Source organism: Bacillus sp. FJAT-27445, assembly GCF_001510665.1.
Taxonomy (GTDB): domain Bacteria; phylum Bacillota; class Bacilli; order Bacillales; family Cytobacillaceae; genus Bacillus_D.
The window spans coordinates 332569-358727 of sequence record NZ_LMTI01000001.1 but is presented as its reverse complement, the minus strand read 5'-3'; the positions used below and the strand labels follow the sequence as shown (position 1 = coordinate 358727).

Here is a 26159-nt window from a genome sequence, read left to right as displayed (position 1 = left end):
TCATTTACTCGGGTGGGCCCGTAGCTGGCACCCCCCCGGTTGTGAGTGCAAATGTGTCTAAGAAGTGACAGTTTTCGATATAATGGAAAAAGTGGGCGATATAATTCAAAAAGAGGGGGATATAATTTGAAAAGTGGGCGATAAATTCGTAAAAGTGGGTGATATCCAAAGAAGCACAGCCTTTTTTTACCATTTAATTCAAGAAACAAAGCCTTAGCGTGACATCTGAACCTGGTTTTAGCAATTTGATATCACTTAATCGGGTTTTTGCGTGACATTAATCGGCTTTTTCCTCTTTAACTCCCACATATCCGGTTTTTACTTGACATTAACTTCCGATTTTCCCCTCTTTCTGTAACTCTACCGCGTATGAGCTGTATCAAAGAGCTGAACAGCTTGCTAAAGAATTTCCAGATTTAGTCGAAATCATTGAAATGCCAAATAAAACAAACGGCTATCGCCGCCTTGCCCAGGCTACTATTGGATCAACCACTACAACTGCTGTAGTTGTCTCTTCAAAAGCATGGGGCCATGAAGGCGGAAATGATGTTACCGTTGAGTTTAAAAACCCTGGTAAAGCAAGCTCGCCGTTAACAGTTTCAGTTGATGGCAGTAAAGTCACCGTCGATTTGGCCACGGATGCTTCCGGAAAAATAACAAGCACCGCCAGCCAGGTCGTTTCGGCGCTTAATACGAATGCAACTAGCCTCATTACAGCTACTACCTACCGCGGCAATGCGGGCACCGGGATCGTTGCGGCAAGTGCAGCTAAACTGACAGATAACCTAAATGCTCCGGATCACATCTCCCGTGATCCGCAAACCGTAAAAGCCATCCGAATCGGCAAGCATCGGGACGGTTCCAAGCCGGGAGTTCTTGGCTACGCACAGGAGCATGCCCGTGAATGGGTTACTCCGCTAGTAACGATTGAAACAGCCGAGCGGCTCTTGCGGAACTATGCCCATGACGGGGAAACGAAGCAATTGGTGAACAATCTGGATATCTTCTTGATCCCGTCGGTAAACCCTGATGGAGCGAACTATAGCTTCTATGACTACAATATGCAGCGTAAAAACATGACGAACCACTGCGGTCCTACTCAATCCGATCCAGCTAACCGCAACGGCTGGGGAGTGGATTTAAACCGACATCACTCTGTCGGTTCGGTCTTTGACGGATATGTTGGTGCTTCGAGCACGAATTGCTTAAGCTCCACCTATGCGGGGCCAGCTGAAAATTCAGAGCCAGAAGCAAGGAACCTGATCTGGCTAGCGGACAAGAATCCAAATATCAAATTCGCAATGAATATTCACAGCTATGGCGGTTATTTCATGTGGTCTCCAGGCTCCTATGATCCAAACCGGGTTACGTTGCCTCGCCCAACCGCCGGCCAGGAAGCATTTTATTGGGCAGCATCCAATGAAATCCTGAACGATATCCAGAACCACCGCGGAACAGTCATCTTGCCTAGCCGCACAGGCCCTATTCCGGATGTATTATATTCCGCCGCCGGGAACTCGGCAGATTACCTTTGGTATGAAAAAGGAATTTATGCATGGAACTTCGAGGTTGGCGCAGATCTGTGGGATTCCGCCGCAAAAAGGTGGAGAGCCGTTGGATTCCAGCCTGCATATGAAGAGGGACACGAGGAAGCGATGGAGTTCGCCAACGGACTGATTGGCCTGATCAAGGTTGCCTACAACCAATCAAAGGATAAGCAGCCTCCGTCTACCAGAGCAGTTCCTGGAAACGGTACTTTCTCCGGCTGGGTGGATGTAACATTTGAAACGAGCGAAGCAGCAACCATTTACTACACGCTTGATGGAAGCCGCCCAACCTTCCAGTCAGCTCACATCCGGCTTGCGGGAACGCGCGAACCGGATGAAGCTCTGAAAATTGATAAAACGACTATCATCAACTGGTTTGCTGTTGACGCCGCGGGGAACATTGAGAAAAACTACAACCCTCTTAGCAACTCAGCCAACTTCAATTCTGTGAAAATAACCATTAAGTAAAGCAAAAAGATGCCAGGCCCCCTTTTTAGGAGAGCCCGGCATCTTTTATTTTGTGGAAAGGATTAATCTTTTTTAAAAATCAGTTGGTCAACGGAATATAATTTGCTACCCGTAATTGCTAGAACCACAGCCATTGCCAAGAATGCCAAATCCAATTCATAACCAGCCATTTGGCCATTTCCAAGTAAACCAACCGCAAGTTTTACTTTTAAGGTTGCACCGATCATTAACACTGCAAACAAAACAGACACAATCCTGGTCCCAAGTCCAATAACCAATGCGATACCACCGATTACCTCAAGCAATGCGACTGCATAAGCCAAAAATCCTGGCAATCCAATGCTTGCGAACCAGCCAACAGTATTTTCAATTCCCCCCTGGAACTTGTCAAGCCCGTGGGCAAAAAACAATACCCCTAATGTTACCCGTAAAATAAGTGCTCCGATTTCGTGTTTGTTTTTTTCCATTTTTACCACTCCTAATTTTATCTTTAATATAATCTTTCTTACTTCGAGATAGTTGACGTGCTTACGTTACTTCTCCCTGTTAACTTACAGTTAGAGCAATTTTACCTAATTGCTCAAATTCAACCTCAATGGAATCACCACTTAAAACATGAACTGCCTCCGTTAGAGCACCGGTTAATACAATCATCCCAGGTTCAATACTAAGCCCATAGGAATGCAGCATTTTAACCAATTCAACTACTGAACGTACAGGATGTCCCATTACGTCTGAACCTTTTCCTTCTTGAACGACTTTACCGTTCAATTTCATTTGGACCTTGATGTTTTCCCACTGAAACTGGTTAGGGTGATACATTTGTTCCAAAGTGAAAAACTTTGCACTTGAAGCATTATCGGCAACCACATCAATTAGGTTAAAAGAAAAATCCTTATAGCGGCTGTCAGTTACCTCTACTGCCAAAATTATGCCCTCTGTAGCCTGATAGACATCTTGTTCGGTGATGTTATTTCCCTCAAGTTTTTTGTTGATTATTAAAGCAAATTCGGGCTCCACTCTGGGATGAATCAAGTCTTCCAAAGAAAGTTCTTCCTTGGACATCCTCATAGACTCGAGCAATCTCCCGAAAATAGTTTGATTGACGCCAACTGATTGTTGCTTTGCGACACTTGTCAGCCCCATTTTCCAACCAGCAAAATGGCCACCATCCTGCAATTCCTTATCCATAATAATTTCCTGGATTTTATAAGCATCCTCAATCGTAATACCTGGGTACCGTGATGAGATTCTGTCCATTTCGACAGCACTCTTTTGATGGCGGTAAATTTCATTAGCTATGTCAGTTAAAGCCACTGTTTTCATCAACCAAATTGCCAAACACTGTGGCTTAGATTTCCATATCGATAGCTGCGGTGAAGCAACGTCGCCTTTGGCTCATTGTCAGCCGCTCCCATTGCATAAAAGATTGGAACAAAATGCTCATTCCCGTACGGCGGGACAGCTATAGACGCATTAGGAGCAAGTGAATCATAGTTAAACAGTGATTCTAGATCCCAATTTTGAAGGTTGACTGCTAGCCAATCATCAAATTCGAGTGCCCATGAATCAGCGCTTCCGTTATCAGCCCACTTTAAAGCTCCTAAGTTGTGGACGGTTCCTCCGCTTCCGATAATCAAGACATCCTTTTCCCTTAAACCGGATAAAGCCGCCCCAACTTTATACTGCTCATTCGGGGTAAGAGCCGGATTCACCGACATTGCAATTACCGGAATGTCCGCATTCGGATAAAGCATACGAAGTACCACCCATGCCCCATGATCGAGACCGCGAGTTGTATCACTTTCAAAGGAAATTCCATTTTCAGAAAATAGATCCTCTATTTTCCCCGCGATTTCGTTGCTCCCGCGGGCAGGGTACTTGATCGTGTAAAGAGATGGATCAAAACCGCCGAAATCATATATCGTGCTATATTGATCGACCCGGCTCACCTGTTGAACCCTGGATTCCCAATGGGCAGAAAACAATACGATCGCTTTTGGACGGGGAAGGTTCTCGCCCAATTGATTTAAAAAATTCGTGTAATCGTTATTCTCAATTGCAAGCAATGGCGCACCATGAGCGATAAATAATGATGGCAGCATTCATTTCCCTCCTATCTTTTACAAGTTATCTTTGTAAATCATTCAAAATCCATGATTGAAAATCTTGTAAATTTCCCAAGGTTACTGTGTGCCCTTCCGGATAAGTTTTAAACGTAACTGGCACCCCTAGCTGAGTAAAGTAGTCTACATTCTCTTTGCCCCATTCATACGGCAGAACCTGGTCGTATTCCCCGTGTGAAATAAACAAAGATAACTGATTGCCCGGATTTATCGTGTATTCTTCTTTAACAAATTGAGGAATATAGCCACTAAGAGCTACCGCACCCCTAATTTTGTTTCCAAGAGTAAGTGCCAATGTCATAGAAACAATTGCTCCCTGGCTAAAGCCCATTAAGTAAACTTTGTTAGAGTCCAGTGGGTACTTTTCGGAAGCATAATCAATAAAGGCTGATAATTTATTGATTCCTTCGTCAAAAACTTCCCGGTGTGGTTTGCCGTACCCCTGAATCGTAAAATAAGCAAAACCAGGTCCGTGAGACAGATGGCCCCTAACACTAAAGATATAGAAGCGATCATCCAATCCTTCTACTAAAGAGAGCATGTTTTGTTCATTGCTTCCTATCCCATGCATAACAAATAGTGCAGGATATTTTTCGCCTTGAACAACGTTCCTTGGTCGGCGAAGTTCATAAATCATCTCTGTTTCCAATAGCCAACACCTCCTTGTATTTAACATGATGATAAAAACAAAAAACAATTCATAGTAAAATTTTGTGGCCTCAAAAAAGTTTACCCATATGAATCTTTGTTCTCCAATACAATACCAAAGGTAATTATGGCATGTCAACGATTTTTTTGTTAATATGAAATTAAGTTTACTATTAAGAAACTTTTAGGGGTGAAAGGAATGGATATCGGTTCCAAAATCCGTACTATAAGAAAGAGAAAGAACATAACGATCGCCCAAATATGCGAGGGAACGGGGCTTTCGAAGGGATTTATAAGCAATGTTGAAAACAATAACACTTCTCCATCAATAAATACATTACAAACTATAGCTAACTTTTTAAAAGTACCATTGCCGTATCTTCTTTTAGAAAAAGACGAGCAGATGATGGTCATTAGGAAAAATGAACGACAACTAATGACTTCGAATGAGTCCGACATAAAGGTAGAGCATTTAGCATCAAGGGGAGGATTAAGCATACGAGTGGTCGAATTCCCACCCGGCGCTTCTACTGGGGGCAAAAATGCACATGAAGGTGAAGAATGCCATTTGGTCCTTAAGGGAAAAGTTCTCGCTGAACAAGGAGAAGAATCCTATATCGTCGAGGAAGGAGACACTTTTAGCTGGTGCGCAAGCGTCCCTCATTTTGTAAAAAATATTGGAGATGATGTTGCATCAGTGTTAATTGCTGTTTATACACAAGCGTCGGAATAAGATGATCCCCTGTTGGAGCCGCCGGCAACATCGAGAAAAACGACAACTAGATCTGTGAAAATACGGGATTCCTATTGGAACGAGGTTAAAACTATCCAAATAATGACCTTCATTTCATCAGGCTGATATGGGTGAAAAATAAAGATGCCGGGCTTTTCAGTTTCTGAAAAGGCCCGGTATCTTTTTGTATTGCTTTATTGCCCTTAATCCACATGCGCCCGATTATGGAAGATTGACAATTTTATTATAGTCATAGAGCATGCTTACCCTAATTGAACGAAAGCATTAGCTAACTAAGTACCTTATCGTAGTTTAACGAACTACTTCCGTTCCTGCTATCCAGTCATATACATTTTTCCTATTTTTATTAGTGAGAGGAATTATTAGATATAATAATATTGCAAGATTGACAGCGTTTAAGATCACATAAACGGTAGTCTCAGAAAAGTCAGATGGAAGCATTAATCGCCATATACCGAAGTGGGCTACCTCCCAAGGAAGAAACTTAATAGCTGTTCGAAGGGCTGAGCGACCGATTCCAATACGCTTACCAACACCGTCAACAACACGTATGCCCATTTTTCTCTTTCCCAATGTTCCCTGCCATTTAGAACATTCACATAAAATGAAATAAAGCGAAACCGGCAATGTCATCATAAAAAAACCTGTCAGTTCAGCTGTTACTGGGGAACTTGAAAATAAGGGATTCATATATGATCGAAATACCAAAGATATGGTACCTACAACAAAAATACCGTATATAACGATAACAAGATAATCTAATAAGAAAGCATACATACGGATTTTAAATGCTGCATAAGACATACTGATCGGCTCCTCTATTTCCGTTTCATAATCTCCCATAAAACAACTCCTTTCCAAATATTTAACCATAAAAATCCTAATTTTCGTTAACCGAACTTTCCCTCTAACTGATTTAAGATTAAGAATAATTGACTAAATAGTCCATCGGTGTTCAATACTTGCGCTCTTGTTGATTTATAGTTCAACCCCGTAGTAATCCTTCACTATTTCATGGATGATGTTATCTGCATTTTCTCCCGTACCATGAGCTTCCGTCATAAATTCCTGGCTACAACTATCTTTTGTTAGCTTGAACCCAGTATAATGAAGATCGATTTTTTCGTGACCTACAGTTGTTGAAAATCCGCCGGTACCGAATAAGCTAACACATTTATTGCTTATAGGGGTTCGATTACCTTGTTCATCCACATAAAAGTATTTATCTGTTACAGTCCCATAGTCCATATTAGGTTTCGATGTTAAGAAATATCCTGCTTCATTAATAACATGGACTTCATATCCATCCTCAGTTTCAACCCTCGGCGCTCCTTTAACGTTGTAAATAGCATAAACATCTCCCTCAAACCCTTGAGGTATCAAGTAAATATCGTCGGTTTCATTGTTTTTATCAATAAAAAAAAGGGTTAGCGATGTTATAGAAGTTGCTATTACTATACTTAAAACCACCTTGAATACCTTAAAAAAATTTGAGAAACGGGGTATCTTTTCAATTAATAAATAGATAATAAAGGCCAGTAAATTCAATATGACCAAAAATGGCGTGATGTAAAAAAATCCAAAGATGAACCTTTCCCCAATTGAAAAATAGTAAACATCGGGCTCTCTTTGTGTTACTGGGGTGAAATTTATTAGCGAACCAAATAGTGAAATAATTAGAGATAAAATGACTGATGCCAGAATAACTTTTATTAGCCTCATAATAGTATCCCTCCTCTATCAAGGACTTTTCTATGTATCAATACATAGGGATGGATTCAGTTTGAAATTATTTAGTACAACACCTCTCGTTCTTACTAAAATCCGGACTACTTCCGAACAGTCAATTCCATCAACTTCCAGTAAATACAAAACAATTAAAAGGCCCTTTTCACAGACCACCCTTTATACTTTCCGTTATATTTCTTTGAATACAAAGACATAAGTTCTGATTGATAATCAATAAGTGCCAAAGCCTCGGTTTTTATAGCCTTAAGAACAATGTAGTCATAATGATCCGTATCAATTTCAATAGCAAATCCTGTTTGTCTCATCTCATCCACACACTCATCTGCAATTTCTTTTGGAATTTCCAGTTGATGAGTGATTTCGCAAGTATTGGATCCAAATAAATTGATTTTTGTTTCTTTTACTTTCTGTTCATTCGTTTTAAGCCTGTTTTCCAATTCCTTAAAGGTTTCAGAGTAACCAAATAATCCTTCTTCAAACATATGATCAATTTGTATCCGATTATAGTCTAGAATCCACTTTCTAAACTTATGATAGATCGGCAGGAGGTTTTCTTTCTCTAAACTATTTACATCACAGCCGCGGTCATCATACATGTGCAATATGGTATTCCTTGTTAAATTTAGCAAGTATAAATTTCCGTTAATTCGTGGCTTTCTGCCAAAGTCCTTATTCCCAATCGCTTGAAAAAGATATCCTAAACGTATGTCTTCTTTTTTTAACTTTAAACTATATTGAATAGTTTTCCAGTCGGGATCCTCTTCATCATACATATAAGGAACTGTTTTGGAGTTTAAGCCATATAACATTTTTTTATTTTTAATAAAACGATGAATCTTAGGTAAATGATATCCTTTGTATTCAATATGCTGATTAACTGTTGCAATTAGCATAATCGTATCATTCTCATTAAAAAGGGAATCAAAGATCGAGAATATCCTGTTATAAACTTCCTGGAAATATTCATCGCCTTCTAACTCTGCAAGCCCTAATTCAAAACGAATCCAATAGTTTGGTTCTTTTATTAACCGGTCGAACCGTATCATTATTAAGCTCCTTGTAATACGTAATACCGTGCAATAAGCGGTAAATTTACTATCTTCCACCCAGTCTCAAAGTGGTTACTGTATTTCCACCACAAATGTATAGGATGCCTCGCCATTTTTCCATTTTGAAAAAACTTCAAAGATGTATTCACCCTTATTCGCAGGGGTAACAAATTGATTTTGACTTAATGGATATTTTTTCTCTCTTCCACTTTCAGTCCATAAATATAAATCGATTTGTGGGTCACCTTCGATTAAAACCTTTACGTTTTGATTTGGTTTTAAATTGATTGTATCAATGCTTGAAGACATTTGATATGGAGATGCGTGATCAGTCTTGATAACCCTGGTTACCCCTGACCTCAACTTAGTTGCCCACTCAAACCCACCTCTTGTTATTTCATATTCCTTTCCGTTAACATGAATGAATGCTTCCATATTATAAAATTCTTTTTCTATTGTCCTGTTTCCTTGGTTTACATTCGTACAGCCGGCCATTAAAAACAAAGAAAAAGCCAATAAAAATAAAATTCTAATTTTCAAAACAAACGCCCCCTTTCTCAATTAGACGGTTTTTAAAATAAAAAGTAAACAAAAAGAGGAAATATTTCACAACAACTAACCATATAGGATGTAAGCCTGATTCTCTCAATTTGCCTCTGGCAGTATACCAGTCTTACCGGATATCCTCTCCAGTCTGAACCTCTTTGTAAAATATCAAGTGTAATCTCACAAAAAGTATTTTTCGATAATTTCCTTAATTGACAACATTGTAAGCGTTACCAGGAAAAATCTATGGAATTTGGCTGTTGACAGCCTATTTTTCAAGGATTATGATAAGGATTATTAATTTCATACATAAACACTTATCAAGAGAGACCGAGGGATCAGGCCCTATGACGTCCGGCAACCACCAATTTTGGGTACGGTGCCACTTCCTGCAGAATGGATTCATTCTGGAAGATAAGCCGTTAACAATTTGTTTACGATGTCTCTTTCTGAATGAAAGAGGCTTTTTATTATGTCGAAATAATGTAATTTGAACCAACCAGGGGGATTTCCATGATTGTTATCGATAAAGTTGTCAAAGTGTATAAAACGAGAAAGGGAACCGTTACAGGCGTCGACAATGTTTCATTAGAAATTAAAAAAGGTGAAATCTTCGGGATAGTAGGTTATAGCGGGGCAGGAAAAAGCTCATTAATCCGTTGCCTAAACCTGCTGGAAAAACCCACCTCGGGAGAGATTACAATCGATGGGGTTAAGCTTACCTCCCTTCCTAGTAGGCAGCTACGTGAGGCTCGGCAAAAAATCGGGATGATTTTTCAGCACTTTTACCTCGTCTCTTCAAAGACGGTATTCGATAATATTGCGTTTGCGCTTAAAGCCGGAGGAAAAAACAGTTCACAGATTGAAAAGCGGGTGACCGAGCTGCTCGAACTAGTCGGGCTCTCCGATAAGCGGGATGTCTATCCGGCACAGCTGAGCGGCGGCCAAAAGCAGCGTGTTGGAATTGCAAGGGCCCTCGCCAATGACCCAAATGTCCTTTTGTGCGATGAAGCCACTTCTGCGCTGGACCCGAGCACGACGAAGTCAATCCTTTCTCTTTTGAAAAAAATCAACCAGGAGCTTGGCCTCACCATTGTCCTAATCACCCACGAAATGGATGTTGTAAAGGAAATCTGTGACCGGATTGCAGTTATGCAAGACGGAAAAATCATCGAAGAAGGCCAGGTTTATGATATATTCGCAAATCCAAGGCAGCCACTGACAAAGGCTTTCATCAACAGCGTCCTCCACTTTGAGCTGCCGGAACACCTTTTGGCAAGGCGCCATGGTACTGTCATCAAAATTACCTTCAAGGGCAGCGCGGCCGAGGAAGGCATTGTATCGGATGTACTCCAGCAATTCAGGGTGAAAGGCAATATCCTTCATGGGAAAATCGAGTATATTCAATCGATTCCCCTTGGGATTTTCATTATGGAATTGTCAGGCGAGAAGACAGAAATCGATAAGGCCATTTCCTACCTCATCGACAGGACAAATAACGTGGAGGTGGTTGCACATGCTTGAAACAATTCAACTTATGCTCCCTGACCTTAATAAGGCATTTTTCCAGACGGTCCAAATGGTCCTCATCTCACTTGGAGTAGCGCTTTTCACAGGCCTGCCGCTTGGTGTGCTGCTGTTTGTTTTGGACAAAGGATTATTTCTTGAAAACAGGCCAGTGAAAACAATTCTGGGGTTTCTGGTCAATATGGTTCGCTCCATTCCGTTCATCATTCTGCTTGTCAGCCTTTTGCCGCTGACCAAATTGATTACCGGCACAACGATCGGCCCGATTGCCGCAAGCGTTTCACTATCGGTTGCCGCGATTCCGTTTTTTGCGAGATTGGTAGAAACCTCCCTAAGAGAAATTGATAAGGGAATCATCGAGGCCGCAGTCGCGGTCGGGGCGACTCCATGGATGATTATCAAGGATGTCCTCCTGTCAGAGGCTCGGCCCGGGATTATCCAGGGCGTAACACTTACAACTATTTCATTAATCGGCTTTTCGGCGATGGCCGGCATTGTCGGCGGCGGCGGTATTGGCGACCTAGCAATCCGCTTTGGCTATTACCGCTATGACAACACTGTCATGCTTGTGACAATCGTTGTCCTCATTTGCCTTGTCCAGATTATCCAGTTATCCGGCGATGCGATCAGCCGGAAAGTCGACAAACGTTAACCCGCTTTTGAAAAAGCACATTGCTTTTCAAAATAAATAAAAACATCAAAGGAGATTTCGAAATGAAAAAAGTTTTGCTTGCTCTTATTCTAGTATTAAGCCTTGGCGCCCTGGCTGCTTGTGGTGATTCCGGACAATCTTCCTCCAAAGACGGGGAAAAGGCGGAAAAGAAAGAGATTAAAATCGGCGCCACTGCCGGCCCATACAGTGATATGGCGACAAAAGCCATCAAGCCTGTACTTGAGAAGAAAGGCTACAAAGTTGAAGTTGTTGAATTCAGCGACTACGTCCAGCCCAACCTTGCCCTTGGCAATGGCGATATCGACGCAAACCTGTTCCAGCACAAAATCTATATGGATAACTTCGCTAAACAAAACAATCTGGAGCTTTCTGAACTTGTAATCGTTCCAACCGCTCCTATGGGAATTTTCTCAACGAAATTCAAATCAATTGAAGAAGTAGCAGACGGCAGCACTGTTGCCCTGCCTAATGACCCGACAAACCTTGCCCGAGCACTGGGCGTACTTCAAGACGCCAAATTAATAACAATTGACTCTTCAATTGATCCACTGACAGCGTCTGAAAAGGATGTTAAGGATAACCCAAAGAAGCTTAAGTTCACTCCGATCGAGGCAGCTCAGCTTCCGCGTTCTGTTGAAAGCGTAGATCTTTCACTTGTACCAGGCAACTTCGCCCTTGCCGCAAAGATGAACCTTCTTGACGCGCTACAGCTGGAGGAAATGCCAGATGATTACCGGAACCGCGTTGTCGTAAAAACAAAGGACCTTGAATCCCAATTTGCAAAAGATATCAAGTCCGCGGTTGAATCAGAGGACTTCGAAAAGACAATCGACAGTGACTTCCAAGGTTTCGGCAAGCCTGAATGGATGATAAACCGCTAAGAAACACGTTTGGCACTCAGTACCCGCCTAACGGAAAACGAGCGCCTAAAGAGGTACAACAATCTTTTTGAAAAAAATCGTTAAAAAAGCCAGCACCCTTTAAAGGGCTGGCTTTAATTATAAGGAGATGAGCAGGATGAGACTTGAAATTCGCGGGGCGCCGAATTATTATGCGTGCGAGTCCGGGATTCTTGATACGCTCCCCGGGATTCTTACCAACCATGGAATACGGAAGCCTCTTTTGCTGACTGGAAGAAACTCGTGGAACGCAGCAAAATCTTTTTTTCCAAAAGATATCGTTGCCCGACTTGAAACCTATTACGGGGAGTGTTCGAATGAAGAAATCGAAAGGATTGGCAGGCTCATAAAGAACGGGGGCCATGACGCAATCATCGCAATTGGCGGCGGGAAAGTACTTGATCTGGTAAAAGCGGCCGGAGATATTGTTTCAGTTCCATTTATTTTAATTCCCACTCTTGCTTCAACGTGTGCAGCCTGGACACCATTAAGTGTGATTTACGCCAATGACGGCAGATTCCTTTACTATTCAATTTTTAAAGGAAGCGCCATGGCCGTTCTTGTGGAGCCGGAAATCCTGGCAGCCTCCCCTCCTGCTTATCTTCGTGCCGGGATCGGCGATACTCTTGCAAAATGGTATGAAGCAGATGTTTTGCTCAAACAAGTTGAAAATTGGACCGTACCAATGCAAATTGCCAGAGAATCAGCCTATCTATGCAAAACGAACTTACTTGCCTTTGGGCATCAGGCACTTGAAGACGCAGTATCGGGAAGAATCACCCCGGAGCTTGTAAAGGTCTGCGAAACGATTATTATGGCAGGCGGAATGGTAGGAGGATTTGGCGACCATTTCGGAAGGATTGCCGGAGCCCATTCCATCCATAACGCTCTCACCCACTTACCGGAAACCCATCAGATCCTTCATGGGGATAAAGTCGCTTACGGGATACTTGTACAGTTAATGCTCGAGGGGAGGAAAGAAGAAGTTCTAGAATTACTTCCTTTTTATAAAATAACCGGGTTGCCATTCAGCCTGAATAGTCTCGGCGTACTTTCCCCCGAAAGTGCTCCCGCAGTTATTGCTGCGAATGCCCTGGCTCCAAACGAATCAATTCATTTTATGGACATTCCTCTAACTCCAGAAATCCTCGTGAAATCAATACTGGAGCTTGAGATGATAGTAGAAAAATAAACTTTGGCACCCTTCTGATTTGGGGTGCTTTTTTCTTTAGCTATGTTAAATAATATTGTTGATAAATGACATAAAACAAGGACCCGATTGGGGTCCTTATTTTAATTACTTATTGAAGATTAGCACCCGTTACTTTAAGTGTAATTCTTAATCTTATTGTGGTTCTCACTTTAAATATTTTAGGGAATACTGCTCCTTTATCACAAAAACAAAAAGAGCTGAAGCTCAATGAATCTTCACCTCTTGCACCAGTTCTTAAATTGGTTCTATATTATTTATCTGTTTAATTTATGAGAATTTTTATCAATAGTTAATCCGGATTGGAATAATTTTACTCTATTTTGAGAACAACCTTCCCCTTTGTCCGTCCACTTTCAACGTGCCTATGAGCCTCTACAATTTCATTTAAGGGAAAGCACTTTTCAATTATAGGTCTTAATTTTTCTTTTTCCATAATCACTCTTAATAGGTCCAAGTCACTGTCATTAGGTTTTGCAAGATGGATCTTAGCCTTCTTACTACCTATGATAGAGCCTATCATCAATTGAATTGGATGATACTTGGGGTAGAGTGGGTGTTCTGTTATATAAATACCGTTTTCGGTTAGAGAACGCAAACAACTGAAAAAGGTCCTCTTTCCGACAGCATCCAGTATTACATCATATTTTTTTCCGTTGTGAGCGAAATCTTCTTGAGTATAATCAATTACATGATGAGCACCTAAATTTTTAACCCACTCAATATTCGAGGTACTACAAACTGCAGTTACTTCAGCTCCAAAATACACAGCAAGCTGAACAGCAAAGTGCCCCACTCCGCCTGATGCACCATAGATTAAAACCTTATCGCCTGTTTTTATCTTCCCTACATCTCGCAATGCTTGTAGGGCAGTCTGTGCAGCACATGGTATTGCAGCTGCCTCTTCAAAAGTTGAGTTATTTGGCATAATGGTTATAAAATTTTGTCTTGGGCAGACATATTCAGCATGGGAGCCGACACAACTTCCAAAAACATGATCACCAATCTTAAATTTTTGTACATTTTTACCTACGGCTTCAACCGAACCCGCAACGTCTATTCCCAAAATTTGTACTTTTGGCTTTGTAAGACCATTCCCTAATCTGGTAGGAAAATAGCCTTTTCGAAATAGATTGTCATATTGATTTACTGAGGCTGAGACCACTTTAATTAATACCCTATCTTCATCTTTGATGAACGGCTTATCAACATCCCTAATCTCCATTACTTCAGGGGAACCATAAGATTTAAAAATTGCTGCTTTCAACTGTTTAACCTCCTAATAATTATCAAATTGATAGATATCTTTAAGCCTTAACAATAAAATTGAACCCGCCTTATAAGGTGTTTACTTGATATCTTGTTGATAATCTTCTAAAAATGGGAGGTAAGTGCAGATTCATTTAAAACTTTACAATCGAAAAGTCATAGTCATACTTTACAAAATGATTTCGATCTTGTTTATCTGCTACGTAGGTGGCTTTACGGTTACAAATTTTTATCTGAAAAAAATACAGGTTCAAGACAAAATATATAAATTCAATCCGCGAACTGTCTAGTTCCTACTGTTCTAAGTTGTCTCCATAAAAAAATACTTCTTCCAAAGGTAAGTCAAAGGAGTGTGCAATGCGAAAAGCCAGTTCTAAAGATGGGGAATAGTTACCCTTCTCAAGAGCAACAATAGTTTGCCTTGTTACGCCTACCTTGTCAGCTAATTGCTGCTGGGTCATTTCTTCATGGTTAAATCTTAATTTTCTAATGTGGTTGCCGACAAGATTTCTACCCATATTAAACTCCTTTCCTATAATGATACAGTCTTGTAATAGAGCCAGTCACATCTGACATAAATCCTGAAATGATTAGAATAATAAACATCATTTGTGACGGCTGAAAGATGATAAGAGATCCCATTGCTAGAAGAAACCCTAGGATAAAAACAAAAAATGAATTTCTTGTTGCTCTTAAATTAATGATGTTATCCAGTTCATCCTCAAATGTTGGTTCCTTTTCTCCTGTCGTAATTCTAAACGCAATGTTAAAAACGATATTGATTATAATGTTGGCAATAATTGAAACTAAAATTAAGCTAAAGACAAAAGACCCCCAAAAACGAAAGGTTTCAAGTGATTCCAGTCCATTTTTGGGAAACTGCGGATACATGTACAAACAAAAAGATCCAAAAATAACTATTACACTAAACAAAGACACGATGCTTTTTTTCTCTTGATAAGTCATAGTCTCCCCCCCTTAAAGTAAAGTTTTATATACATAATGTAATTCATTATAGACACTATGTCAAATTTATTTTACATCATTTTTCGCACCACTTTACTATTTGTTTCTGAATTTCTTATTCCACTCCCTGGCACGGTAGCTGAAAAAGAAAAAAGCGAACTCCTTTAAAGAGGCTCGCCTAAACTCCCGTTTATTTAATAGGACAAAAAAGGTGCCTAAACCTTCCTGGATCATCCCACCTTTAATTTATTTCACAATTATAGTAACTACTTTTAGATTTGATATTTGTATTTACATTTTACCGATTATATTTCCTACATTATCTAAAAAGTTTATAGTTATGTTAGCGAAGTTTTTTTGACTATTATTTTTTATCAATATCCAAATTCCAGTTTTATCATTGAGCATAATAATATCTGCATCTATTCCATTGACTTTTATGGTCTTCGTTTCAGTAACTATATCTTTTGGTATGACACCATATAAAAGAATATCACCATTTAAGACATCAACAACACTTGAATATGAATAGCCTCCATTTTCACCGTGAGAAAAATATGTTTGTTTCCAACCAAATATCCCTTTTTCAAACTGTAGTAATGAAACATTATTATCAACTTCAAATGGTACAAATGTATAATTACCAATTCGGTAAAATTCTTTATCGCCAATTTTATTTTTGGCAACTTCAGCCATAAATTCGCTATTTATAAATTTTTCAAAAGCTTCATCGACCGTTTTAGAGCTGAGACTTACTTCCTCATTAATTGCAAATATTGCATATATAAAAATAATTAAGATGGCCAAAATTGAGATTGTTTTTGTACGTTTCCCCATATTATCTCTTTCTCCATTATTTTTTTATTAACTTTCTTGGATTCCCCACCCCCGTTTGTTCAATAAGGCATTCAACAAAAAAGAGCGGAAATCCTTCCTGGATCACCGCACCTATTGAATAATCAGGAAATTAAATTATGTATGTAATTCAATGTGTTAATAAGAGGAGGTAGTGGCAATAAAATAGAGAAAATAATATTACTTTCAAAGATCGCTTTCCAAAATTTCAGTCCGTTACGAACCTTATAAACTAACAAAAATAGTGATATAGTACTGGACGAAAACAGCATCCAAAAGGAATTTTTTTGTCTATTTACTTGATACTGAATATCATCTATCTTCCACGTGTCATTTCCAGAAAAGGATTTAGTTATTATATCCTTTTCACCCCCTAACAGATTAAATGATTTTAGCGATACTTTATCTTTTTGCACTGCTTCAATATCATATCCATTTGGTAAAAATGACAATTTATGTACAATAAAATATGAAACATAAGCAAGGATAATTGCAATTAATAAAAATGCTAAATATTTTATTAACATTGTCCTAAAATTATTAATCATTTATTGAGTCAGCTCCCCCCTTTAATACTTTTACATTCGTTTTGTTAAACTAATCTCCCCTTTAGCTCAACAGGGAATTCAACAAAAAATGCGGATAGCCTTCCTGGAACATCGACCCTTTAGAAATCTCCATCTTTTCCCCGCTACACGCCCAACGTGCGACTTTCACAACATTTGGCGTTCCATCTTATTCTTTTAGATTAAAGCAATTAAATTACACTTGTTTTCGTCTTAGCCGATATCTAACAATCATTTGATATACACCAAAAAGTAAACATAGAATCACAATAGCTATCCACGCATAATCGTTTGGAACAAAAAAATAAACGAAAGCCATAGCAATTAGAAATACGAAATATCCAATATGGAATAGCTTCATAAAACTCATAAAATCTCCTCCCATCTCCCTTTAATAAGTTATTATAGCGTTGAATAAAACATACCCTCCCCCACACTTACATTATATTCCACAAAATGGATGGTTTCAGCCATATTTTTAAAGTCTTATTATAGATTCCTGCCCCGTATGTTCTTTATTAATTGCATTTTCACTTCCGTGCTGAATTAGAATAATGGATGTAAACACCATTACCCAAACGACATTTACAAATGAATAATTAGAAAAATTAAATAATAGGAGTCCATAATCATGTAATGCATGTACTATAATGGGTATCCATAAGTTTTTTGTTACTATATATAGATAAATAAATATTTGCCCTGATAAAAATAACCCAATAAGACGAGAAATAGCCTGTGCATAATCTAATTGGTCAAAGCTACCAAAACCCGTTATTGCATGAACAAAAGCGAATAATATCGAGCTTATTAATATAGCGATAAAGATGGAATGCTTTTTTTTAAAGTAATTTCTTAATAGTATTACAAGCAGAACGGGTAAAATAAGTCTAAACATTGCTTCCTCAAAGAGTGCGACCCCAAAAAATAACCCTACAAATGAACCAACTAAATTTAAAACACCTTTTTCTTCTGTTAAGATGGAAAAGGATTGGTTTGAAAGCAGTTCTAAACCAAAAACAAAACCATTAGAAAATAAATAAATGATTAATAAATAGACAAATCCTACTTTTATTTTATCTAAATCGACTACCTCATAAATCACCCTCTTGAATAAACGAGACGGGGTGATTAAGAATAATAAAAATGAAACGATCAGAAACAAGCTTACATTCATTACTAAATTAAAAGTTAAAAAACCGTGTGAATATTCCTGTAATATTTGGGCTGCATTTATAATTGGTAACTTATATGTATTTAATAATAGAATTAGAAAAATAAATAGAAGAACAATGGACGACAGTGACACTATAACACTTTTATTGCTTGCTTTTTGATTAAACGTAACTTTACCTGTTAATTTTAAAAGAATGAAACTCCATAAAATACAAGCTAGGGAGATTGAGAAAATGGAAAATAAAATAGAATTCTCCTTAAAAAAATTGCCCAACATGGCTGAAATCGTAGGTGTTAAACAGAATAAGATAATTGGAAAAGTGAATAAAATAAAGCCTTTTAGTCTTTCAGTAAAATGGAAATATAATAAATATAATCCAATACACATGAAGATTAATTCGTGGCTAATTTCATTATTTTGTTTAAAGATAGTCGTTTCTAAAACAAAAGCATTTGTCAATAGAGATACTAAAATACCTGCCAAAACCCAATAAACATTTCTCAATTTACAGATTCCCCTTAAATCCTTAATAATTAATATTATCCCACTAAATTATTCCAATTAGTAATAAAATATCAAATTGAGCTGTCTAATAATTACATTTCATTCACCATAATCTATAATGATGATTCCTATAATAAACGTTGGTACAGCCAAATAAACCCACATTCTTACTTCCATGTTTCTATTAAAACTTTCTCAAACTAACCTCCCTTATGTTGAATAAGCTCCATTATCATTTTAACATAAATATCCAAAAACCTTTTTATCATTTTCACATACCAATTCGTTTAGTAATTAGCATAAGAATTCGCACGTTGATAATAACTTTTGTCAAGCTTGTTAAAAGGGGTGCGAATTTCAGTGCAAATACACCATTAAATACATAGAAAACCTTGATATATAAACAAAAACGCAGTCCAATTCGCAACTGAATTGGACTGCGTTTTTATGTGCGAATTAAATTTTTGTACTCGAAAACCGAACCCGTTACATGTTGATCCTACGTCTTTTATAAGCCGCTTTTCCAACTAGCATTGAACCGATTACATATCTTAACTGAGCAGGATGAGACTGTTCTTTCCACAGTTATTTTGATTTAATTCCAGCACCACAAAGAGGTATGATAATTTTTTCATCTGGTGCCTTCTTATATTTTAAATAACCTGCATAGTTTGCAGCTGTTGTGACTTCAACATAGAAACCTTTATCGGCTAGCATTGCCCGTGCACTCAGAATTTCATCCTCTTTAATGTCAATAAATAAACCATTTGTTTCACGTACAGCCTCTAAAATTTGTCCTGAGCGTGCTGGGGCTGCAATGGCAATACCTTCTGCTAAAGTACCTTTATTGGTTACAGGTTCTGCTATTTCCAGCCCATTTTCATATGCACTCATAAGAGGTGCGCAGTTGGCGGCTTGGATTGCAACAATCTTAGGCATTTTTTCTATTAATCTGTTTTCAAATAACTCTTTGAAACCATAGTACGCCCCAAGTACGAGTGTACCATTACCAACTGGGATGATTAAGGCATCTGGCGCTCCTTTTAATTGCTCGTAAATTTCATAAGCGTACGTTTTCGTTCCTTCATAAAAGTATGGATTAAACACATGACTTGCGTAAAAAACCTTTTCTTCGTCTACTGCCTTTTGTGCCGCAGCTGCAATGTCCTCTCGCGTACCATGAATTTCTTTAATCGTTGCTCCATGTGCTTTTATTTGAGCGATCTTTTTCGGTGAAGTTTCATCACTTAGATAAATATCACATGCAATATTACAACGTGCTGCATAGGCCGCAATCGCCGTCCCTGCATTGCCACTACTATCAGCAATCACCTTTGAAACCCCTAATTCTTTCGCCTTCGCCATCAAAACAGCGGCTCCTCGATCTTTAAAGGATAGTGTAGGCATCATATAATCAACTTTTACATATGTATTTGGCTCTAAAGGATCAAGAACGATTAAAGGTGATTGGCCTTCACCCATTGTCACGGATTCCCATGTCTTAGAATCTTTTGCGAATGGCATCGTTTCAAAATAACGCCATAATGAGTTTGGATAGTTATTCCATGATGCAGCATCGATTTTTGGGATTTCTTTTACGATATTTAATACTCCGCCACACTCACATTTCCATATAGTTGGGGTAATATCATGCTTTTTACCGCAACTGTTGCAAATAAATTGTTCCATCGTTTATCAATCCTTTCAAATAATTTATTATAGAAATAAGACTTTTTTATATAAAACAAGCAAAAAAATATAACTAAATATACGCAATGGCATCAATTTCAATTTTGAATCCAAAATGCAATTCATTAGTTGGTACAACGGTACGAGCTGGTTTATGTTCACCGAAAAATCCCTGGTAAACAGCATCTACTTTTTCCCATAATTTCACATCTGGAATATATAACGTCATACGCAAAATCTGCTCTTTTCTACTTCCAGCCTCTCCTATAATCATTTCCACATTTTTAAGTGCTTGTAATGTTTCATCTTCGATGGTGCCAAATTTCTTTTCACCGGTTTCTGGATTAAACGCAAATTGCCCTGATACATAGACAGTGTCCTGATGGACTGTTGCTAACGCATAGTGTCCATTTGATTTTAAATTTCCTGCTTCAAAGATGCTTTTCATTTCAATCTCCTTAACTTGATTTATTTTTGATTTCATCCAAATAGCTGTAAACTGTTACTTTGGAAATGCCTAATAAAGAAGCGACTTTCTCAACAGATCCTTTCATTAAAAAAATGCCTTTTTCGTCCATAAATCGTATTAATTCAATCTTTTCATGGCGTTTCATGTTTGGCTGTACACTGTTTTGAATGATTTGTTGAATCAATTGATCCACTATTCCTTCAACATTTTCAATATCATCATCTGATTTTTCTTCGACTGCTTGAACTTCAACTGGTGCTGAAAGAAAGGTATTCATAAATTGCTGCATTTGCTTCAGTGCTTCAACATCAAAATTAATGCAGAAAGCACCAACCACTTTTTGCTTGGAATCACGAATTAATGTAGTTGAAGAACGAATAGTACGCCTATCTTCTGTTACAAATGTATAACCTGCAAGATAATCTTCTTTAAAGTCTTCCGAACGCAATACCGTCTTTACTAGGTGATCAAATGATTGACCGATTTCTCTTCCTGTAACATGGTTATTTACTGTAAACATTACCGAGCTTCGAGGGTTGGTCAAATCATGAATAACGACTTCACAGTTCGTTCCAAACATTTTTGCCGTAGATTTTGCTAAGGGAATAAAACTTTCTAGTACTTGCTTACTTTCTTCCATTCCTAATTACCTCATTTTTTAATAGTCACTTTTAATATATATTTTTTTATATAAAAAAAGCAATATGTATACTTTTTTATATTTTTTTAAAAAAATCTCTTTCAGGGACTTGCCAATCTACAAAAAAAACAACCCTTATAGTAATAAAATAAATCCGGCTCTAATCAAATAGAGCCGGACAGAAAAATTTATATTCATTTAGAGTAAATCTATTATCATTGTATAATTTGCCTAAATCGAGTGGTTGTTCAGACTAACCGAAAATAAAGGGTTTCCTTTAGGCAATTTGTACAATAAGGATGAAAATTCTTATCATCCAATAATATGCGTACCAGCTTCTTCTTTAATGGCAGCTTTTAAGCTTTCAGGATTTGTGATAATAACCCTTGTGCCATTGTTCTCTAAAAAGCTTAAGCTTGCTTCAATTTTTGGAAGCATGCTTCCTGGCGGGAAGTGGCCTTCTGCAACATATTGTTTTGTTTCTTCTACTGTTATTTTTTCTAGTGCTTTTTGATTCGGTTTACCGAAGTTGATGCAAACTCTTGATACGCCAGTTGTAATGATTAATGCATCCGCATGAATTTGCTCTGCCAAAAGGCTGGTAGCAAAGTCTTTATCAATGACAGCATCAATACCCTGATATGTGTTAGCATCCGTTTTAATAACTGGAATTCCGCCACCGCCAACAGCAATAACGACAAACCCAGCATTGATCAATGTTTTAATCGCTTCTTTTTCAACAATATCAATTGGCTTTGGAGATGGAACAACCCGCCTGTATCCACGGCCGGAATCCTCGATGAAAATCCAGTTTGGATGTAGTTTCTTCATTTCTTCGGCTTGTTCTAAGGTGAAAAATGATCCGACTGGTTTTGTTGGACTTTTAAAATTCGGGTCATCTTTACTTACTTCTACCTGAGTAATCACAGTAGCTACTTTTTTGTTGATGCCCCTTTGAGCAAACTCATTCGTTAAGGCTTGTTGAATTTGGTAACCAATTCCCCCTTGCGTATCAGCACCACAATTGACAAGCGGAACTTCCGGCATGCCCGCTACTTCATTCGCAATTTCGGCTCTTCTAAGCGCAAATCCTACTTGTGGGCCGTTGCCGTGAGTAACGACCACATTATAGCCTTGTTCCACCATGTCCGCGATATTAACAGCTGTTTCTACTACCGCTTCATATTGGTCTTGTACAGAATCACGTCCATTATCACGAACCAATGAATTGCCTCCAATGGCAACGATCATTACTTTTTCCACTGTTTATCCTCCCGCTTGTTTGAACCTATTCTTTTCCCAGTAATTCCAGCGATTTTTGCTTATGAGTATGGTATAGAGGATTGGCTGGGTCATTTTTTATTGCGTTCTCAATGGCCTCAATCGCTTCTTCATGTCTTCCTAAAGATCTTAAGCTATTGGCTTTATGGAATGAGAAATCATAGCGATTTGGCTGCATTGCCAATAACCGGTTCATTGCCTGCACCGCATCCTCATGTCTGCCAAGCTCTCTTAAATAGTTCGATTTATGGTATAAATAGAACGTTTCATTCGAATCTAAGGAAACCGCTTTATCGTATTCCGCCAATGCTTCCCCTGGCATATTCATCAGCCGCAAGCAATTAGCTGTGTAGAAATAGAAATCGAGGTCATTCGGATTGATGGCCAATGCCTTTTGATACTGTTCCAGTGCTTCTTCGTATCTCTTTAATTCCTGGAGGAAATGGCCTTTATAGTAGATTAAATCAAGGTTTTCCGGATCGCTTTCAAGCGCTATATCGATTAACTTGATTGCTTTCTCATATTGATCAGCTCGAGCTAACGATTTTGCTTGCTTGATCGTTTCATTGCTTTCAACATATTCCTTTTTTAAAATTCGTACGACCTTCTCTTGCTTTAATTCAATTGCATGCTGAAGCGAAGACTTCCCGTCCCGGTCTGGCAAGTTTACATCCGCTCCTGCTTCAACCAGCAATTCAATTAGGTCGGAATACAAGCGCCCGCCATTTCCTAAAATCACCGCTTCCAGTAACGCAGACCATCCTAAATCGTTAGCATGGTTCACTGGAATTCCAGCATCCAAACATCTTTGGACTGTTTTTAAGTAGCCTTTTTCACTCGAAGGCAATAAAGCTGTTCCGCCGAATCGATTGACACTCTTTAAATCAGCTCCATAGTTCAACATTAGGCTTAATATTTCGTGAAAACCGTTAGCGCCCGAACAAATAAATGGTGTCAAAAGAGTGATATCTCTTGTGTTTACATCACTTCCAGCTTCTAAAAGCACCTTAACGATCTCAATTTGATTTTTTTGAGTCGCTGCCATTAGTGCCGTTCTGCCATCAGCATCTTTAAAGCCTACATCCGCCCCTTCTGCTAAAAGTTGGCGGACCGCATCTAAATTTCCTTGTTCACTAGCCTCAATAAGATTTAGGTTTTTCATGGTCACTATCCTTAACTCCTCTTTTATGAACTTGAAATCACCAGGTTGCGTTCCTAATATCCTTTTAATTTGTCTGTTGATTTCCACTGCGGGCACACGCTTTCCGCGGGGCGTCATTGGAGCCTCCTCGGCGCATGCGCCTGTGGGGTCTCCAACTTGCCGCTGCATCCCGCTGGAGTCGGCGCCCTCCGCTTCAATCAACGCTATCAAAGCCAGCCTATAAAAAAATACGTCCGGTACTGTTGGTACAATACCGGAGATTGATGAATAAACATTGAACGTTATTTATTTAATTTATGGAAGAACTCAAACAATTCATCACAATCTTCTCTTTGCTCTACCTTGACCATGTTGAGTACACTTTTATCTTCACCAGTTAAATACTTGCGGAGGTGCATGTCAGAGAAGCCATGTTTATCAGCATCTTCACTCGTATTACAGTAATATACATCTTTAATGCCTGACCAAATTATGGCGGATACACACATTGGACAAGGTTCACATGTCGCGTAGATGACACAGTCAGATAAGTCCATCGTGCCTAGTTTTTTAGTAGCCTCGCGAATAGCAACCATTTCAGCATGGGCAGATACGTCAGTGTCCCTCATCATTGTGTTGCTTACAACAACGACAATTTCATCACCGCGTACGATTGTTGCGCCGAATGGCCCCCCGACTTTGTTGACCATTCCTACCAACGTTGCGTCTGCAGCCAATTTCATATAATCCATATCAAAATTCCTCCTGGTTTTGTTAAATGACCCCGCGTCTTAAATCAACCCCAGGAATAGGAGCAAAACGCCCTTTTCCTGGGTGGGATTCATTTTTACTCTGTAACAGGACCAATATTATCTTTCTTATTTACATAAAGTTTATACGCTAGGAATGCCGCGATGAGGAGATATCCCCAAACGAAAGGCATTGCCGTTGCTTGCGCAAGTCCAATAGTGGATGTGTGAATTGCACCAATAAAAGTTAAGGCTGCTGCTAGTACTGCAGCTATGATGCCTCCAATAGGCGTGTTGCGGATCGTGAATACCGCGATACAGCCCCAGAGAACGCTAGAGATAGGTGCGCCATTACCTAGAGCAACCAAGCCGTCGTAGAAAAGGCCTGCATTGTGGAGCGCGGATGAAGAAACTTGGCCAGCGGCTTCGCCTACTGACATACCAGCTGCTGAAAGTGCATTATTTACAGCAACAAGGGCCCAGTTCGCAACCCATGGGAAGAAACATACAAAGATTGCCGGAGCTTCAAATTTCGGACTTTCTTTGACAACTTGATGCCCTGTTACGATTGCAATAAATACGAGCATCGGAACAATAGCGGCAATTGGGACAACAGCTAGCAACAGACCCATTAGACTGAAAATCGATAATAGGAATATTGCAACAGAGCTAGCAATTGAATAGCCTAAACCTGCGCCAACTTCTTTCCAGCCAGCATGTCCAACATAAACTGTTACTGGGAATGGGTTTCCACAAAGGCCGCCCACCGCAGTAGAAAAACCGTTTGCTAGCATTACATCACGAGTTTTATATTCATCTCCACAGACAGCAGCAGCTTCAACATTTTCGAGGTTAAAAATGTAGTTTGCCAGTCCTAGAGGCACAGCAGTTAATAGATATGGCAAAGCAGCGGTAAAATGCTCGGCAAGTCCATTCAAATGCAGCATAGGAGGATTAAAGCCGAATGATTTCAGAGCTTCGGTAACATCAGCAGGATTTTGATATCCAGCTATCCAAGCAATTGCAGTTCCAACTACGATCAGTAATAAACCGGTTGGTACTCTCTTAAATATTGGATTTTTACTTAACCAGTTCATGAAGATGATGATAAGTGCAACAAATGCAACGATAGGCATTTCAAAAGACTGCAGCATTGGGTTCATACCAAGGAATACAAATGCCAGTCCAGCAAGGGCTGCCAGCAATACAGTTCTTGGGACGATCTTTCTAATCGTTTCGCCAAGGAATGCACCTAAGAACAAAATGGAAGCCTCAACAAAGCCCCAAATTACAGCGACAGTTGTTGTGAAAACAGCATCTTGTGTTTGATGATATAAAGGAAGCATAATAACAAATACGATAAGAAATATTCCAGGCGAACTTGAACCTGATGGTAATGCGGTAACATCTGTTCTTCCTGTCTTTTTGGCTAATTTATAGGCAAAATAAGCAAAAATAATACCTGATAGAAGTACAGCAAATCCAAAACCAGGAACAATCCGTTTAAAAACAAACTCAGCTGGCATACCAACTACGCCAATTAATAATGAGATCATTACCAAAAAGTCTGTTAAAACGTTAACGAACAAACCGAAGGATGCAGCAATGTCTCCCTTTTTCCAAAAAGCTACTTTTCCCATAATAAGGTCCCCTTAAA

Annotated in this window: 27 protein-coding genes and 1 riboswitch; of the genes, 6 read left to right on the top strand and 21 right to left on the bottom strand. The window is 39.1% G+C overall.

Going from position 1 to position 26159, the window contains the following annotated elements:
• The first annotated feature begins 434 nt into the window (after positions 1 to 434).
• Positions 435 to 2015 (top strand): M14 family metallopeptidase, encoded by a 1581-nt coding sequence (locus AR337_RS01720; RefSeq protein ID WP_059170278.1) that lies wholly within the window; start codon positions 435 to 437, stop codon positions 2013 to 2015.
• A 62-nt stretch (positions 2016 to 2077) separates the two neighbouring features.
• On the opposite strand, the gene AR337_RS01715 is transcribed toward AR337_RS01720, so the two are convergent.
• From AR337_RS01715 to AR337_RS01700, 4 genes are all read right to left on the bottom strand, one after another.
• Positions 2078 to 2482 (bottom strand): DoxX family protein, encoded by a 405-nt coding sequence (locus AR337_RS01715; RefSeq protein ID WP_059170277.1) that lies wholly within the window; start codon positions 2480 to 2482, stop codon positions 2078 to 2080.
• A 79-nt stretch (positions 2483 to 2561) separates the two neighbouring features.
• A complete protein-coding gene (locus tag AR337_RS01710) occupies positions 2562 to 3341 on the bottom strand; it encodes a 2-keto-4-pentenoate hydratase (protein WP_059170276.1) in 780 nt (259 codons plus the stop codon).
• Positions 3341 to 4120 (bottom strand): class III extradiol ring-cleavage dioxygenase, encoded by a 780-nt coding sequence (locus AR337_RS01705; RefSeq protein ID WP_059170275.1) that lies wholly within the window; start codon positions 4118 to 4120, stop codon positions 3341 to 3343. Before AR337_RS01705 ends, AR337_RS01710 begins: the two co-directional genes overlap by 1 nt.
• 25 nt (positions 4121 to 4145) lie before the next feature.
• Positions 4146 to 4790, bottom strand: coding sequence for an alpha/beta hydrolase (locus AR337_RS01700; RefSeq protein ID WP_059170274.1), 645 nt, complete (start codon positions 4788 to 4790; stop codon positions 4146 to 4148).
• A 198-nt stretch (positions 4791 to 4988) separates the two neighbouring features.
• On the opposite strand from AR337_RS01700, the gene AR337_RS01695 reads away from it, so the two are divergent.
• Positions 4989 to 5522 carry a helix-turn-helix domain-containing protein gene (locus AR337_RS01695; RefSeq protein WP_059170273.1) on the top strand — a complete coding sequence of 178 codons (534 nt, stop codon included), beginning with the start codon at positions 4989 to 4991 and terminating at the stop codon, positions 5520 to 5522.
• Between the two features lie 312 nt (positions 5523 to 5834).
• Here AR337_RS01695 and AR337_RS01690 read toward each other — a convergent pair whose 3' ends face one another.
• The 4 genes from AR337_RS01690 to AR337_RS01675 form a co-directional block, all read right to left on the bottom strand.
• A complete protein-coding gene (locus tag AR337_RS01690) occupies positions 5835 to 6386 on the bottom strand; it encodes an RDD family protein (protein ID WP_253701437.1) in 552 nt (183 codons plus the stop codon).
• A gap of 135 nt (positions 6387 to 6521) precedes the next feature.
• Entirely contained in the window at positions 6522 to 7265 is a 744-nt protein-coding gene (locus tag AR337_RS01685) for a hypothetical protein (protein ID WP_059170272.1), read from the bottom strand.
• A gap of 155 nt (positions 7266 to 7420) precedes the next feature.
• A complete protein-coding gene (locus AR337_RS01680) occupies positions 7421 to 8338 on the bottom strand; it encodes a DUF3885 domain-containing protein (RefSeq protein WP_059170271.1) in 918 nt (305 codons plus the stop codon).
• Between the two features lie 75 nt (positions 8339 to 8413).
• Positions 8414 to 8881, bottom strand: a complete 468-nt coding sequence (locus AR337_RS01675) for a hypothetical protein (protein ID WP_059170270.1) — start codon at positions 8879 to 8881, stop codon at positions 8414 to 8416.
• Positions 8882 to 9201: 320 nt separating this feature from the next.
• Positions 9202 to 9308, top strand: a riboswitch (SAM riboswitch).
• Positions 9309 to 9400: 92 nt separating this feature from the next.
• Between AR337_RS01675 and AR337_RS01670 the strand changes: the two genes are divergently transcribed.
• From AR337_RS01670 to AR337_RS01655, 4 genes are all read left to right on the top strand, one after another.
• Entirely contained in the window at positions 9401 to 10411 is a 1011-nt protein-coding gene (locus tag AR337_RS01670; protein WP_059170269.1) for a methionine ABC transporter ATP-binding protein, read from the top strand.
• Positions 10404 to 11066 (top strand): methionine ABC transporter permease, encoded by a 663-nt coding sequence (locus tag AR337_RS01665; protein WP_059170268.1) that lies wholly within the window; start codon positions 10404 to 10406, stop codon positions 11064 to 11066. Before AR337_RS01670 ends, AR337_RS01665 begins: the two co-directional genes overlap by 8 nt.
• Before the next feature lie 62 nt (positions 11067 to 11128).
• Positions 11129 to 11968: a MetQ/NlpA family ABC transporter substrate-binding protein gene (locus tag AR337_RS01660; RefSeq protein ID WP_059170267.1), complete on the top strand. Its 840-nt coding sequence runs from the start codon at positions 11129 to 11131 to the stop codon at positions 11966 to 11968.
• 136 nt (positions 11969 to 12104) lie between these two features.
• Positions 12105 to 13178: an iron-containing alcohol dehydrogenase family protein gene (locus AR337_RS01655; RefSeq protein ID WP_059170266.1), complete on the top strand. Its 1074-nt coding sequence runs from the start codon at positions 12105 to 12107 to the stop codon at positions 13176 to 13178.
• A gap of 331 nt (positions 13179 to 13509) precedes the next feature.
• Here the strand turns inward: AR337_RS01655 and AR337_RS01650 are convergent, their stop codons facing one another.
• The 13 genes from AR337_RS01650 to AR337_RS01590 form a co-directional block, all read right to left on the bottom strand.
• On the bottom strand, positions 13510 to 14463 hold the full coding sequence (locus AR337_RS01650; RefSeq protein ID WP_059170265.1) for an NAD(P)-dependent alcohol dehydrogenase: 954 nt from the start codon (positions 14461 to 14463) through the stop codon (positions 13510 to 13512).
• A gap of 295 nt (positions 14464 to 14758) precedes the next feature.
• The gene (locus tag AR337_RS01645; RefSeq protein ID WP_059170264.1) at positions 14759 to 14983 is read right to left on the bottom strand and encodes a helix-turn-helix transcriptional regulator; all 225 of its coding nucleotides are present in this window, start codon (positions 14981 to 14983) and stop codon (positions 14759 to 14761) included.
• A gap of 1 nt (position 14984) precedes the next feature.
• Positions 14985 to 15431, bottom strand: a complete 447-nt coding sequence (locus AR337_RS01640) for a hypothetical protein (RefSeq protein ID WP_059170263.1) — start codon at positions 15429 to 15431, stop codon at positions 14985 to 14987.
• Positions 15432 to 15722: 291 nt separating this feature from the next.
• A complete protein-coding gene (locus tag AR337_RS01635) occupies positions 15723 to 16268 on the bottom strand; it encodes a hypothetical protein (RefSeq protein ID WP_059170262.1) in 546 nt (181 codons plus the stop codon).
• A 122-nt stretch (positions 16269 to 16390) separates the two neighbouring features.
• Complete coding sequence (locus AR337_RS01630) at positions 16391 to 16834, bottom strand: hypothetical protein (RefSeq protein ID WP_059170261.1); 444 nt, start codon at positions 16832 to 16834, stop codon at positions 16391 to 16393.
• Between the two features lie 496 nt (positions 16835 to 17330).
• Positions 17331 to 18533 carry a CPBP family intramembrane glutamic endopeptidase gene (locus tag AR337_RS01625; RefSeq protein ID WP_059170260.1) on the bottom strand — a complete coding sequence of 401 codons (1203 nt, stop codon included), beginning with the start codon at positions 18531 to 18533 and terminating at the stop codon, positions 17331 to 17333.
• A 585-nt stretch (positions 18534 to 19118) separates the two neighbouring features.
• On the bottom strand, positions 19119 to 20222 hold the full coding sequence (locus AR337_RS01620; protein ID WP_059170259.1) for a threonine synthase: 1104 nt from the start codon (positions 20220 to 20222) through the stop codon (positions 19119 to 19121).
• Between the two features lie 73 nt (positions 20223 to 20295).
• The gene (locus AR337_RS01615; protein WP_059170258.1) at positions 20296 to 20670 is read right to left on the bottom strand and encodes a RidA family protein; all 375 of its coding nucleotides are present in this window, start codon (positions 20668 to 20670) and stop codon (positions 20296 to 20298) included.
• Positions 20671 to 20680: 10 nt separating this feature from the next.
• A complete protein-coding gene (locus AR337_RS01610) occupies positions 20681 to 21331 on the bottom strand; it encodes a transcriptional regulator (protein ID WP_059170257.1) in 651 nt (216 codons plus the stop codon).
• A 312-nt stretch (positions 21332 to 21643) separates the two neighbouring features.
• Entirely contained in the window at positions 21644 to 22594 is a 951-nt protein-coding gene (arcC, locus tag AR337_RS01605; RefSeq protein WP_082686795.1) for a carbamate kinase, read from the bottom strand.
• 25 nt (positions 22595 to 22619) lie between these two features.
• Positions 22620 to 23891 (bottom strand): ankyrin repeat domain-containing protein, encoded by a 1272-nt coding sequence (locus AR337_RS01600; protein WP_253701434.1) that lies wholly within the window; start codon positions 23889 to 23891, stop codon positions 22620 to 22622.
• Positions 23892 to 24055: 164 nt separating this feature from the next.
• Entirely contained in the window at positions 24056 to 24505 is a 450-nt protein-coding gene (locus AR337_RS01595) for a nucleoside deaminase (protein WP_059170256.1), read from the bottom strand.
• Between the two features lie 95 nt (positions 24506 to 24600).
• Positions 24601 to 26142: a hypothetical protein gene (locus AR337_RS01590; RefSeq protein WP_059170255.1), complete on the bottom strand. Its 1542-nt coding sequence runs from the start codon at positions 26140 to 26142 to the stop codon at positions 24601 to 24603.
• Between the last annotated feature and the right edge of the window lie 17 nt (positions 26143 to 26159).